The sequence below is a fragment of the Segetibacter sp. genome (assembly GCF_025963695.1).
In the GTDB taxonomy this organism is placed as follows: domain Bacteria; phylum Bacteroidota; class Bacteroidia; order Chitinophagales; family Chitinophagaceae; genus Segetibacter.
The window spans coordinates 25138-39530 of record NZ_JAOQAH010000089.1 but is presented as its reverse complement, the minus strand read 5'-3'; the positions used below and the strand labels follow the sequence as shown (position 1 = coordinate 39530).

Here is a 14393-nt window from a genome sequence, read left to right as displayed (position 1 = left end):
AAACAATTTTGTGGCTTACTGTTTTAAAGCCTTGGTATTCTTTTAATTATTTTCGCGCCTTTATTTATAGTTTATGAAGCATCTCCTGGTATTTGTTTTTTCGGTAGCAGGTTTTTGGGCAAATAGTCAAGCACTTCAATCCCCGGAACAATTTCTCGGCTATAAGATGGGTACAAAATTTACACCTCATTATAAAATAATAAATTATGTGAGAGCTGTTGCACAAGCAATGCCCCACCTGGTTAAACTAGAAAAATATGGTGAAACGTATGAAGGAAGAGAGCTATTACTCCTTTATATTGCTAATCCTGATAATCTCAAAAATCTTGACGGCATTCGGCAAAACAACCTGGCTTTTGCCGGCCTGGGTGCCGCTAAAACTGCTGCTGCAACTGCCGGCAATCCTGCTATCGTATGGTTGAGTTACAATGTTCATGGCAATGAGACTTCTTCATCTGAAGCTGCAATGCTTACCTTGTTTTCACTTGTAGATCCAACAAATACCTCTACAAAAGAGTGGCTTAAAAATACCGTCGTTATGATTGATCCATGTATCAATCCTGATGGAAGAGACAGGTATGTAAACTGGTTTAATTCCACCTTGGGACAGAATTACAATACTGATCCACAATCGCGTGAGCATAGCGAGCCGTGGCCAGGTGGCAGAACCAATCACTATAATTTTGATTTGAACCGCGACTGGGCATGGCAAACGCAAAAAGAAACGCAGCAACGGCTGGTGAAGTATAACCAATGGCTACCGCAGGTACATGTTGATTTTCACGAACAGGGCATTAATCAACCTTACTACTTTGCACCGGCCGCCGAACCTTTTCATGAGGTAATTACACCGTGGCAAAGAGAATTTCAAAAGGTCATCGGAAAAAACAACGCAAAATATTTTGATCAAAATGGCTGGCTTTTTTTTACGAAGGAACGTTTTGACTTGTTGTATCCTTCGTATGGCGACACGTACCCATTATACAACGGTGCAATTGGTATGACCTTCGAGCAGGGTGGCGGACCGCGGGGAGGGCTTGCTGTAACAACCGGTTCGGGTGAGGTTTTAACATTGGTTGACAGGGTAACACATCATTACACAACAGGTCTGTCTACTATTGAAATGGCCTCTCAAAATGCCGGTAGGTTAGTGACAGAATATAAAAAATTTTTTGACGACAGTAAAGAGGGCAAAGGAAGTTCAGTTAAAACTTATATACTTACCAGCGACAATCCTGCTAAAATAAACAGCGTAGCACAACTATTAAGACTAAACGGAGTGGAATTTGGAACGGTGGGAAATAAACGTTTTAAGGGATTAAACTACGTCTCTGAAAAACAGGAAACTGGAAACCTGAAAAAATATAATCTCGCCGTTAGTACTTCACAACCAAAGTCTGTGCTGGCGAGGGTGTTGCTCGAACAGAAAAGCAAGCTTGCAGATTCAGTTACTTATGATATAACAGCCTGGTCTTTGCCTTTTGCATATGGCGTAGATGCTTATGCAGTTTCAGAAGCGGTTGCTATTGTACCTTATCAGCCTTCTGTAACAATTAAACCAGTTGCATCTTCAACCTACGGCTATTTAATCCCTTACAACTCTATTAAAAGCGTAAAGATGCTTTGCCAGCTATTAAAGCAAGGTGTAAAAGTTAGGTTTTCAGAAAGGCCATTTAGTTATGGTAATAAACAATACGACCGGGGTACTTTAATTGTGCTTCAGAAATCAAATCCTGCAAATCTTCAATCAACTTTAAATGAGTTGGCGGCTAGAAATGAGGTGGAAGTAGATGCAGTTTCTTCGGGGTTTATGGACAAAGGTCCAGACTTTGGTTCTTCTGATGTAAGGTCTATACGTGTTCCTAAAGTAGCATTACTTACCGGTGAGCAAACCTCTTCCTTGGCTGCGGGTGAAGTGTGGCATCTTTTTGAACAGCAGCTTGATTATCCTTTAACTCTCATTAATGCAAGTGACCTCGGTCGTACAAGCCTGAAAAACTACAATGTTTTAATTGTTCCTGACGGCACTTACAGAAATCTTACTGATAAGATTGTAACAGATAAATTAAAAGAGTTTGTAAGCAGCGGCGGTACCTTAATAGCAATGGAAACCGCTGTTCAAAAACTTTCATCTGCTGACTGGGGGATAAAACTAAAGGAAGATAAAGAAGATAAAAAGGATGATAAAGTTGATTATTCGGTGCTTAAAAAGTATGAGAACCGCGAAAGGGATGAACTGAAAAACAGTATTCCAGGTGCTATTTACCGGGTGCAGTTAGACAATACTCATCCACTTGCTTTTGGTTACTCAGACACATATTATACTTTAAAGCAAGACGCGAATGTGTACGAATTTTTGAAAGAAGGTTGGAATGTAGGAGTTATAAAAAAAGACAATTACGTTACTGGTTTTGCCGGAACTAAAGTAAAAAGTCAACTAAAAGACGGTTTGCTGTTTGGCGTACTGCCGATGGGAACAGGGTCAGTTGTTCTTTTAGCAGAAGACCCTTTATTCCGACTTTTTTGGGAAAACGGAAAAATGCTCTTTTCAAACGCGGTATTTCTTGTAGGGCAATAAATAGACAGTTGACAGAAGGAAAACTGCTGTCAACTGTCAACTTCCGCATGCTATTCTTTCCACGTTTTTTCTCCTTTTTTCATTTTGTCGATTACATCCTGGTATCCTTTCTTGTCGCCTTCCGCAGCGAATTCAAGAGCCTTTTCTTCCCAGGTAATTGCTTCGTCTTTTTTTCCAAGTTTGTATAGGATGTTCGCATAAGTGTCAATAAAGCCTGGCGTGTTGTTGTCCTTAAAAGATCTTTTGCTCCACTCTAGCGCATCGGTTACGCAGCTCATGTCTTTGCAATTTTCAAATACGGTCCAGGCATACTCATTCAATTGACTCGGATTGACTTTAGCACCATAATTTTTCATATAATCCTGTATCGCCACTGCAAAGCTGCTCCAGTCGCGTTTGTTTTGATAATAAAAAACTTTACTTGTAGAAGCTATCTCTCTGGCCTGAGCAGGATATTTTGCCGTTAAGTTTGTTGTGATAGTTTTCCAATCCGGTACACCCGCATCTTTTTTAAAGATCATTGGAAAAACTTCTTCGTTCAATATAATCTCAGTCAGCTTTTTACTGGCTGCTCCCTCGCCCCGTACTGCGTCAAATTTCGCCGGGTTTTTAAGCATAAACAAAAATCCCCGGTCTTTTGTGCTGCGGGTAAACCGATCAATAAATTCTATATTTTCTTTGGTAAACAAATCCTTTTGCGTAGCAAGATATTCTTTGGAAACGCCGTCCGCCACTGTTATATCATATGCCTCCTGCGACGCCTTGGCCAGGCTCAATAGAAATGAAGGGTCCTTCTTGCCGGCTTTGTATTTGTCTAACATAACGTAATACTGCTTCTCAGGGTCAATCGCATTTTTTGCTTTAGCCAAAAACTGGTCAGCTTCAGAAGACCCAAGGGCGCGGTGTACCAATTTACCGCTTGGATCAAAGAAAAGATAGGTAGGAAAAGCGTTCACCTTATAAGTCGTCATAATGTTATGCGCGTCTGCATACCAGCTTTTTACTTCATCGCTATCTGCCTTAGTAGTATCAAGCTGTGCTTTAACGTTTATAAAGGTTGGATTAAAGAATGCCCCCACTTTTTCCTGTGGAAAAATATTAGCGGTCATATATCGGCAAGGGCCGCACCAGGTGGTGTAGGCATCCATAAAAATGTATTTGTTCTCCGCTTTTGCCTTTGCCTGAATTTGTTTCCAGGTCAATCCATATTCAAATTGAACTCCTTTTTGAGCAAACACGATACTTGGAATTACCAGTAAGAGTAATAATAATGTTTTCATGATGTTGTTTTTAAAAAATATAGATTTCTCGTCTCTATAAATTTAAACAATTATCTCATTTTCTAAAAGCTATAATACTCACTTTGCAAATTGAAATCTCAATTGCGGTAAAATAGGTGTCGATAAACTAAAGCTGTGTATGTAGTAGGGAGTTTTTTGATACCGGCAATTGAATCTCTGTTGTATCATCCTTGCGTCGCTTTTCGTTCATCTTTTTCAGCAGAAAGGAGCGGAAATTGTAGATTAACATCTCAAACTTTATGGTGGAGTTGTAGCAAACCCGCCAACGTTGTAAGCATGACAATGGCCAAACAACAGAAGATTGAATGGACTTATGTTACGCCATGCGGAGTAGCATAACAAATAGTGACAATAAACTTATTGGTTATTTTAATTCGAGTCGTCGTCTTTAGCCTGCTTTTGTGGAACCGTTCTCTTAGGTGGAGCCTTCATCGGCGCGGCAGGTCCTTTTCCAGGCTGATTTTTTTGCATATTCTTTTCTGATTGCTCCAGCAGTCTCAACTCATCACTTTTGCCAGTTGCATCCTTCAGCGGAGAAGGCATGGGGGCCTCTCCATCCTTTAGCTTGTAATCGAACACTTTATCTACTAAAATCCATTTGCCGTTTTGCCATTTAAAACCCTGGTAGTCGCCATCGGGCACCATCGTAAATTGCTTGTCCGGCTCGTTAGTTTCGCTTATTAAGTGATCATACACTATCATGTCCATCTCCTGGTCGTAGTTCATTCTTGCACGGCCTTCTTTTTTATATTCAAGGCAGTATCTGGCAACAATTGCATTAGGATTTATTTTGCTGTCCTTCATAGAAAAGTAAGGACCGCCAAATACAGGTCGCCCACTTTCATCAAAAGATAAAACCTCTATCCATTTCTTCGTACTTCGCATGTTATTATCATCGTATCCTAAAAGGGTATAATACTTTTTATTATTAAAAGTCTTCATTACAATACCGTAGTAAATTGCACCAATCCAGTTATTACCTGTACGAACGGAATCTTGTGGAGCGGCTGTAAACTCGCTCATATCAACTAATGGATACAGCTTCAAAGATCCATCTGCAGTTTTCATTTGTATTGCCCCTCGTTGCCTGAAATAATTATCGTCCCTTGCCCACTGCCACGAAAAAATTCGAAACGAGCTATCGGGTGCATAAATGCGTGAGACTGTTTCAAGCGAATCGAAAGGATACTGAAATGAATTGGGAGTTTTTAAAGACCTCACTAACATGCGAATGAAAACACTATCAGCAGAAAATCGTTGTGTAGCCGTTTTCTCGATTATCATCTGGCGGCTGTAGTTCTTCATGCTGTCCTCCTCTTTTCTCAGCTTAGCTCTTGTTCGGGGAGACAAAGGTTGGGCTGAAACTGAAATAGCAACAGAAGCAAAAAGAATTAATAAAAGGCTGCGCACTTGTATCATATTACGATTCAACGAAAATACTCGATGATAATTATAATAAATCGTGAATGTGATAAGGTGTATTCCGATTTAAGGTTTCGTTATAACAGGTTGTAGGGCTGTAGCGAAAGAAGGTAAGTTTTTAAACCTAAAATCTATAAGTGGGTTAGGAGAGGGTACTTCAGGATTTGTGGTGTCGACATACACGGTAATCATTCCGGCATTTTTGCCAAATTTCATATCACTTAACTTATTGCCAACCATAATGCTTTTATTCAAATCGATGTGCCCGAAATCTTTCTTCGCCTGGTAAGCCATCCCGGGATTAGGCTTTCTGTCGTAACAGTCATTGTCCATACTGTCGCAGTAATAGATCCTGTCTAATCTTCCCTGGTTGGCCTTTATAACGGCCAGCATGTTTTCATGAATGTTTGTTAGATCATCAGTTGTCATTACACCTTTGCCAACTCCACGTTGATTGGTAACCAAAACAATGGTTGCAAATAAATTTGAAAGAGTTTTAAGGGCATCTGTAACGCCATCGTAAAAGCTGAACTCATTCCAGTTTAAAACATAATCATCTTTCTTCTCGTGATTAATAACGCCATCACGATCAAGAAATAAAGTCCAACTTTTATCAATCGGGGGAAGTGCATTCATGGTAAGACGTAAGTCATTAGTACAGAGGGGCTTTTGAAGCGCCCTAGGTTTGGTGCGGGAATTTTTAAAGTAATCGAAATTTTCAGCCGTCTAGGGCGTCTAGTTAACAAGTTCTTTTTGTGCTCTTTCAAAATCTTCAGGAATGCCAATATCTATAAAATATTCATCCTGGATAATACCAAACATTCTTCTTTTTTGAAAATACTTTTCAAGGTAATCTGTTTCGAATGAGAATTTTTCGGGCAAATTTTCATCCAGAAATTTATGGGCATGTACAGCGTAAACGCCTCCGTTTATTAAGCCACTTTCGTAAAACTGTTTTTCTTTAAAACTCTTTATCAAACAATGGTTATCAACTTCGACAACCCCATACCGGTCAAAGTTTTTCATTGGTTTTAGGGTTAAAGAGCAACTCGCACCACTTAAGCAGTGTACTCCTGCAATGATTTCTACATCTACTTTGTAAAGTGTATCACCATTAGTAACTAACACGCACTTGTCCTTCGCTATTTTGCAAGCTTTTTTCACAGCACCGCCGGTTCCTAAAGGTTCATCTTCGATCGTAGTTTTAAAAAGGAGTGATGGAAAGTCTTTTGCAATAAAATCTATAATAGCTTCACTTTTATAACCTAATGCGAATATAAAATGTTCGATCCCCTGGGATTGCAAGTGATTGATAACATACGTTAAGAAGGGTTTGCCATTTACAGGAGCCATACATTTAGGTAAATCAGGAACGGCAGAACGTAACCTTGTTCCTAAACCCCCGGCGAGAATAATTGCTTCTTTTATACCCATTTTGTTTAAAGTTTAAAGTTGCTGTTAAGATTGGCAATATAATCTGACCTCTGGTTTCTGTAAATTTTCTAACCAGGAAAAATGTTTTCTTCAACAAATTGACAAATGATGTGCCCGATCATTATATGGCTTTCCTGTATTCTTGGTGTGTCAGATGACGGAACATTAAATATTACATCACTCATTTCTTTCATTATTCCTCCCGACATTCCTGTAAAACCGATAGTTACCATTTCCAGGTTTCTTGCCGATTCAAAAGCCTTTACAATGTTAGCTGAATTTCCGGATGTACTTAGGCCTATTAAAACATCACCTTTTACACCCATGCCTTCAACCAGGCGCGAATAAATAACATCGTAACTATAATCATTTGCAACAGCCGTTAAATAAGATGAATTGCAATGAAGCGCATCTGAAGGCAAAGCTCGCCGGTTCTTATAAAACCTACCAGAAAATTCAGCTGCCAGGTGCTGTGCATCCGCCGCACTTCCTCCATTGCCACAGAACAAAACTTTATTTCCTTTTTTAAACGCTACCGTTACAAGGTCTACTGCATGTTGTATTCTTCCAAGAAACTCCTCATCGGCTAAAATGCGTTGCTTTGTTTCTATCGATTGAGTAATGATTTCTTTAATACTGTTCATTTATATTTCTTGTAATAATTCAATGAGGTTTGTTCAAAGTTTTAAACCCCTCTTCCATATCACAAAGCTATTGTTTCTATAAATTTTTGTAGCGAGAAACCATCATTGTCGAAAAAGTAATTTTTGGTTGAGGCAATTGTAACTATCCCTGAAGTTGAAAAGTTTGTGGTGTAAGGGATTATACAGTCCATGTGTTCAGCCCGTTTTGTGCGAATTGATAATGCCTCGCCTGCCCGCCGAATTTTTCGAGCCTTTCAATTACTTGATACCGACTGTTACCAGGGCAATAGAAAATCATAAAACCCCCGCCTCCTGCACCGCTTATTTTTCCACCGGTTGCACCCGCCTTTTTTGCTGCTTCGTACACTTCTTCAATACTGCTATTAGATATGTTTGTTGCCATTAGTCTCTTTTGCTGGAAACCAAAATCGAGGATTTCGCCTATTTCATGCAACCTTCCTTTTAGCATGGCTTCTTTCATCATCTTAGCTTGCTCCTTCAATTGGTGCATTGCTTCAATTGATTTTTCATTATTCGAGTTTACATTTTTTACCTGCTCTTTAATAATGGTTGCGCTTTCACGGCTGGTGGCTGTAAAATATAACACCAGGTTATTCTCAAGTTCGTTTAAGATTTGCTGTTTGATCCGCAAAGGATTTACAATAACCTTGTCGCCTTCGTAAAACTCCATAAAGTTTACTCCTCCAAAGGTAGCGGCGTACTGATCCTGCTTGCCACCAGCAAGTTTTAGGTCATTTCTTTCGATATCATAGGCATAATGAGCAATATCATATTCGCCCAGTGGTAAACGCAGCATCTCGTAGAAAGCGCCAATAATGGCTACGACCAGGGTTGATGAAGTACCCAAACCACTACCCGCAGGAGCATCAACATAAGTAGATAATTTGAAGCCTGTAAGAGGAACGCCATAGTCTTTCTGTATGCGGTTATATACGCCCTTTAACAGATCCAGTCTGCCGTTGATTGGCAACTCGTTAGTCCAATCAAACCGTTGTTCTTCATGCCTGTCAAGTGCCTGCACAATTATGGCATTTTCCTCAATTGGTTGAATACTTGCCCGGGCATATAAATTAATAGTTGCATTTAAAATGGCACCGCCAAAAAGATCGCTGTATGGACTAACATCTGTTCCGCCACCTGCCAGGCCAATCCTTAAGGGAGCTCTGCTTCTATAAATCATTAGAAAATTGAATTATAAACTGGATAAACGAACTATATGGCTGGTTAAATTGTGCCAGCTGTATTTTTTCTTTTCTTCGCGAAGATGTGGCAAAAAGTAATTTTCACCTAATTCGTATAGCTTTAAAATGTGAGTGGCTATCGATTGTGCAGATGGTTCAGCTACCACTCCGACTGTGTTATCAGGAACGAGATCGGGTAAGCCCCCAACGTTTGTAACAAGCATTGGTTTTTCAAAGTGATAGGCGAGGGGAGTGACGCCGCTTTGGGTTGCATTTTTGTAAGGTTGAATTACAAAATCAGCAGCACTTAGATAATATTTCACTTCACTATCAGCTATAAAATCGGTTCGAAGTATTAGCTGGGGCAAAAGATCATTTGCTGCAATTAAGTCATCATACGTTTGTCTGTTTTCATAAAATTCGCCGGCAATTAAAAGTTTTATTCCAGACTCTTTTATTGCCGGTAATGCCATTGCTTTCAACAACAGGTCCAATCCCTTGTACTGGCGTATAAATCCAAAAAAAAGAATAATTTTTTCGTTTACCGGTAATGCTAAATATTTCCTTGCATCTTGTTTCGGTAGGGCCTCGCCAAAGTTATCGTAAAGGGGATGAACAACTTGTTGAGCCGGCTTCGGGGTGAGGGATCGCAAATCGGTCATTACTTTTTCGCTCATCGTTACAAAGGCATCGATAGGGGTGATAAAGTATTTTGTAAAAGTCTTATCGCCGTAACGTTTTTCGTGTGGCTTTATATTATCAGCAATGCAAATAACTTTTGTGTTCCGGTTCCTTTTTACAATGCGAAGAATAGTTCCCAGGCACGGCCCCATAAAGGGTAGCCAGTAACGCACCACTACTATATCAGGTTTTGATCTTTTTAACTTGATTCCAACTTTAAGCCAGTTAAGAGGATTGATAGAGTTGATTGCAACGTTTATATTGATGTTTTCTGGAGGCGCATCGGTAGAGTATTGCGTAGTGCCCGGAAACAGGAAACCAGGATACTGTAATGAAAAGGTGTAAATACAAACCTCATTTCCTTCTGACATAAACTGTCGCGCAAGCCTTTCATTAAAAGATGCTAGACCTCCACGAAGTGGGTAGGCAGGACCTATAATAATTACCCTCTTCGGTGTCATATTTTTTTAAGGTTACACAATTCCTATCTTTTTTTCTACCAGGTAAGAATTTCGTTCGGTTGAATTTCTAGCTATTAATTCTGCTACAAAACCTGCCAAAAATAATTGCAGACCTATAAGCATAGTAGCAAGGGCAATGTAGAATGAAGGCCTATTGGTGAGAGCAAATTCAGTTGATAATAGTTTTGCAATAACAAGATAAATGAACATACACGCACCCGCTATAAAACTTAAAGTTCCATATAAGCCGAAAAAATGCATTGGTCTTTTACCAAACTTGCCGACGAATGTTATTGTTGCAAGATCAAGAAATCCGTTGATAAATCTTTCCCAACCAAACTTCGTTGTTCCATATTTCCGTGCACGATGTTCGACAACTTTTTCGCCTATTTTTTTAAATCCCGCCCATTTCGCAATAACAGGAATATAACGGTGCATCTCTCCATATACCTCAATGCCTTTGACAACTTTTTTCTTATATGATTTTAGCCCGCAATTGAAGTCATGTAAATAAATGCCGCTTGTTCTTCGTGCAGCAGCATTGAATATTTTAGAGGGGATATTTTTTGTTAGTTTGTTGTCAAACCTTTTCTTCTTCCAACCACTTACAAGGTCATAGTTGTCTTCAATAATCATACGTCTTAACTCGGGAATTTCATCGGGGGAGTCTTGCATGTCAGCATCCATCGTAATTATCACATCTCCTTTTACAGCTTTAAATCCTTCATTTAGTGCTGCTGATTTGCCATAATTTCTTTGAAACTTTATCCCTTTTATGTTTGGGTTAGTAGCGGAAAGGTGCTCGATCACCTGCCAACTATCATCGCTGCTTCCATCATCAATAAGTACAATTTCGTAAGAAAGATTATTTGCATTCACTACTCTTTCAATCCATGCACACAGTTCGGGCAAAGACTCTTCTTCATTAAATAAGGGAACGACAACAGATACGTCCATATTGCTAATTAATTTCCTCGAAAACTGGTTTTTTCTTTTTCACTATTGCCGAAATGATTAACGCGAAAATTCCACTTATTGCAACACTTGACAGGTAGCTCTTAACCATTTGTGGTAGTTCTGTTGCCCGCTTTATATCTCCCATTCTTTCCATGGCTTTGTCTTTATCAGCATCGCTCAATCCCTCACCCATTTTATCAAACATTTCCTGCATCCCTTCTCTCATTCTATCGCCCACGGTAGGATCAATATATGTAAGATGGATATAGGTATAAATTGAATAGAGTAATTCAAAAATCAGAACCGAAATAAAAAGTGTTTGAAACAGGCTTTTCAAACTAATAAAACCCTCGTTTAATTTCCTTCGTTGGAAAGCTTCGTAACATAATAGCCCCAGTATCACAATGTACCCCAGGAATGAGTACAGACCGAATTTTATGAGATTAGTAGCTGCGCTCCAACGAACAAATAATATTAAAACGTAAATCAAACCAATAATGACTCCGTAAGTGACACCGGTAGATATATTTTTGTTATCCTTCATTTTTAGTTGTTTCGTTTAAATATACTTTGTCTTTATTTATGATACCAATCACCTTACCCTTTAATTGCTTGTCAATGTAAGGGCTGTTTTTGCTCTTGCTTTTAATGGAACTGGCACTATAAATAAATTCTGTTTCTCTTTCAAATATCGTTAAGTCTGCTACCTCTTTTTGATCAACTATGTTTTGCCTCAAAGAAAATATTCTTCTTGCGTTATTGCTAAAAAGGTCAACCAACCGTTGAGTGTTAAGTTGAGGCATTATTGTATTAACGGCGGCAAAGGAAGTTTCGAGGCCGATCATACCCGGCGCAGCGTATTCGAACTCGCATATTTTATAGTCGCGGTTCTGCGGCAGATGATGCGAAGCAATGCAGTCAATAATTCCTTCTTCCACTCCTTGCCTTAAAGCCAGCATATCTTCTTTATTACGAAGTGGAGGTTCTGTTTTTAAGTTGGTGTCATAATCCGCTAAATCCTCATCACAAAAAGTAAGATGATAAGGGGTGGCACTGCAGGTTACATTTACTCCCTGCTCTTTGGCTTCTTTTATAAGTTGTACGCTTTTAGCTGTAGATATACCCGTAATGTGAATTTTACTTCCTGTATATTTCGCCAGTTCAATATCCCTGCTTACCAAAAGTTCTTCTGCAATGGCGGGAATGCCCGGAAGTCCTAGCCTTGTACTTGTGATCCCTTCATTTATTAAACCAAACTTCGCAACTGACTTGTCAATAGGCAATTGAATGATAACCCCATTTATCGCCTTTACGTATTGCAATGCTTTTAAAAAGAGCCCCGGGGTTTGCACGGGTAACAGGCCATCAGAAAAAGCGACAGCGCCGCTGTTAAACATATCATACATTTCAGAAAGCTCCTTTCCTTCAGCATTTTGACTAATGGCACCAAGAGGATGTATATTTACGGCTAGAGACCTTGACTTTTGAACAATATACTCAACTGTTGATTTACTGCTGACTACTGGTTTTGTATTTGGAAGGACAAAAACATTTGTGAAACCTCCCGCCGCTGCCACTACGGAGCCTGTCTCAAGAGTTTCTTTATATTCAAGACCGGGGTCATTAAAATGAGCAAAGACGTCAACCCAGCCGGGAGAAACAATCAACCCCTCTTGGTCAATAAGGGTTGCATCGTCTGCTGAAATTGACACATCAATTTTTTCAATAACACCATCAATTACTAAAATATCTTTATTCAATCCGTTGTAAGGAGAATATTTATCTGCGATAGTTACGCGCTTTAATAAAAGCTTCATGAAGCGGGAAGAAAATTTTGTGCAATATACCCGTTTTTTATAAAATCCTTTTACATTTGCCACCCGCTAATGAAACGGGAATTATGTTCGGGACGTAGCGCAGCCCGGTAGCGTACTAGCATGGGGTGCTAGGGGTCGCAAGTTCGAATCTTGTCGTCCCGACAAAGTTGGTTTTATTAAAAATTAAAAAGCTCGTAAAACATTGATTTTGCGGGCTTTTTGTTTTTTAGCCATATCAATTCTTATCAAATTTCTACAAATGATAGGTTACCAATTCGGTTACCAGAACCACCATTTTACTTTTGGTAACCGAATCCTTTGCTACCACTTGAAATTCAAGGAGTTGTTTAAATAAAATTAACCGGTTTTAATATGTTTTCACAGGTCATTATCACACTTTTTTCCTGTAAACATTTCAATTCCTATTAAACAACATTAAAAATTTAGAAAATGGAAAAGAAAGCTAACACGTTCAGCGTGATTTTTCGTCTTAGGAAAGAAAGGTTGAACGAAGAAAAATTTCCTATTTATGCCCGGATAACTATCAACGGCAAGAGGATCGAACTCGCAACGAAACAGAAAATAAAGTTAGAGGACTGGAACGATCAAAAAGGAATGGCAAAGACAAAGAAGGAGGAATTCAAAGTATTGAATAATTACTTGGAGCAGATGCGATCATCGTTTGTAGAGTGTTACCGTGACATGACGATAAAGAAACAGGTGATCAACATTGATACTTTCAAAAAGGCTTATTATGGTCACGATGAAAATGAGATGACACTTTTCAAACTTACAACTTATCACAACCAGGATATGAAGGATACCATCTGTTGGGGCACACTAAAAAATTATTTTACAACTCAAAAGTATCTACAGAAATTCTTGAAGGAACGATTACATCTCGCCGATATTTCTTTGAAGGATATCAATTATAAATTCGTTACAGAGTTTGAGTATTTTCTAAAATCATTTAAGCCCTTAGATCATCATAAAGCGCTTTCAAATAATGGTGTAATGAAACACATGGAACGGTTTAGGAAAATGATCAATGTCGCATTGAAAAATGAGTGGCTGGAAAAAGACCCGTTCAAGGCATACAAGCTAAAGTTCACAAAGTACGAAAGAGGTTATTTGTCAGCCAAAGAGTTGGACCGAATTGAAAGGAAAAATTTTGAGTTTGAAAGACTTCAGTATGTGAAGGATCTTTTTGTATTTAGTTGCTATACCGGACTTGCATATACCGATGCGATGAAGCTAACTCCGGGTAATTTTATCCGCGGTATAGATGGTGATTATTGGCTTACAACTCAGCGTCAAAAAACTGGTACGCCCGTTAAAATCCCTTTGCTACCCAAGGCAAAAGAGATCATAGAAAAATACAAAAACAACCCAAAGAGTTTAAACGATGGAACAATGTTCCCCAATATATCAAACCAAAGATTGAATGGGTATTTAAAAGAACTGGCGGACGTATGCAAAATAGATAAGAACCTCACCTTTCATCTTGCCCGACATACATTCGCAACTACTATAACATTGTCTAACGGTGTGCCTATTGAGTCTGTAAGTAAGATGTTAGGACATACAAAGATTACTACTACTCAGGTATATGCAAAAGTGATCGAGAGCAAGTTAAGTGATGATATGAAATTGTTGAAGCAAAAGTTAAACGATAAAGTAAATGAAGTGGGTATTATGAGAGCGGGTGAAGAGTAGCTTTTTATTAGACAAGGTTTGTAAGGCTTCTTACAGGAGCCTTTTTTTATGCCTGTTAAGATACTATCCTGTCTAAAATTTGAACAGGATTGGTAGCGATAAGTAAGCTGTTTAGTTTTGCTATTAAACAATATTATTTGGCTTTTAAAGGTTCAACCGTGTAACGATATCGGTCGGTTA

At 38.9% G+C, this 14393-nt stretch carries 12 protein-coding genes and 1 tRNA gene; 3 read left to right on the top strand and 10 right to left on the bottom strand.

Translation table 11 applies throughout. The features are described from left to right. The first annotated feature begins 73 nt into the window (after positions 1–73). A complete protein-coding gene (locus JWR87_RS15705) occupies positions 74–2578 on the top strand; it encodes a M14 family metallopeptidase (protein ID WP_297821830.1) in 2505 nt (834 codons plus the stop codon). A gap of 50 nt (positions 2579–2628) precedes the next feature. On the opposite strand, the gene JWR87_RS15700 is transcribed toward JWR87_RS15705, so the two are convergent. The 10 genes from JWR87_RS15700 to JWR87_RS15655 form a co-directional block, all read right to left on the bottom strand. Beyond that, positions 2629–3858, bottom strand: coding sequence for a thioredoxin fold domain-containing protein (locus JWR87_RS15700; protein ID WP_297821828.1), 1230 nt, complete (start codon positions 3856–3858; stop codon positions 2629–2631). Between the two features lie 390 nt (positions 3859–4248). Beyond that, on the bottom strand, positions 4249–5298 hold the full coding sequence (locus JWR87_RS15695) for a hypothetical protein (protein ID WP_297821825.1): 1050 nt from the start codon (positions 5296–5298) through the stop codon (positions 4249–4251). Between the two features lie 69 nt (positions 5299–5367). After that, entirely contained in the window at positions 5368–5937 is a 570-nt protein-coding gene (locus JWR87_RS15690) for an HAD-IIIA family hydrolase (protein ID WP_297821823.1), read from the bottom strand. A gap of 99 nt (positions 5938–6036) precedes the next feature. Continuing rightward, positions 6037–6735 (bottom strand): nucleotidyltransferase family protein, encoded by a 699-nt coding sequence (locus JWR87_RS15685; protein ID WP_297821821.1) that lies wholly within the window; start codon positions 6733–6735, stop codon positions 6037–6039. Positions 6736–6803: 68 nt separating this feature from the next. Further along, positions 6804–7379 (bottom strand): D-sedoheptulose 7-phosphate isomerase, encoded by a 576-nt coding sequence (gmhA, locus tag JWR87_RS15680; RefSeq protein WP_297821819.1) that lies wholly within the window; start codon positions 7377–7379, stop codon positions 6804–6806. 178 nt (positions 7380–7557) lie between these two features. Then, on the bottom strand, positions 7558–8580 hold the full coding sequence (locus JWR87_RS15675; RefSeq protein ID WP_297821817.1) for a dehydrogenase: 1023 nt from the start codon (positions 8578–8580) through the stop codon (positions 7558–7560). Between the two features lie 12 nt (positions 8581–8592). Beyond that, the gene (locus JWR87_RS15670; protein WP_297821815.1) at positions 8593–9723 is read right to left on the bottom strand and encodes a glycosyltransferase family 4 protein; all 1131 of its coding nucleotides are present in this window, start codon (positions 9721–9723) and stop codon (positions 8593–8595) included. A gap of 12 nt (positions 9724–9735) precedes the next feature. After that, a complete protein-coding gene (locus JWR87_RS15665; protein ID WP_297821813.1) occupies positions 9736–10680 on the bottom strand; it encodes a glycosyltransferase family 2 protein in 945 nt (314 codons plus the stop codon). Positions 10681–10684: 4 nt separating this feature from the next. Then, the gene (locus tag JWR87_RS15660; RefSeq protein ID WP_297821811.1) at positions 10685–11224 is read right to left on the bottom strand and encodes a DUF4199 domain-containing protein; all 540 of its coding nucleotides are present in this window, start codon (positions 11222–11224) and stop codon (positions 10685–10687) included. Next, complete coding sequence (locus JWR87_RS15655; protein WP_297821809.1) at positions 11214–12497, bottom strand: dihydroorotase; 1284 nt, start codon at positions 12495–12497, stop codon at positions 11214–11216. The genes JWR87_RS15660 and JWR87_RS15655 overlap by 11 nt, the downstream gene beginning before the upstream one ends. Before the next feature lie 88 nt (positions 12498–12585). Between JWR87_RS15655 and JWR87_RS15650 the strand changes: the two genes are divergently transcribed. Both JWR87_RS15650 and JWR87_RS15645 read left to right on the top strand, forming a co-directional pair. Continuing rightward, positions 12586–12659: transfer RNA gene (locus JWR87_RS15650), tRNA-Pro, on the top strand. A 288-nt stretch (positions 12660–12947) separates the two neighbouring features. Beyond that, a complete protein-coding gene (locus JWR87_RS15645; protein WP_297821806.1) occupies positions 12948–14213 on the top strand; it encodes a site-specific integrase in 1266 nt (421 codons plus the stop codon). Positions 14214–14393 lie beyond the last annotated feature (180 nt).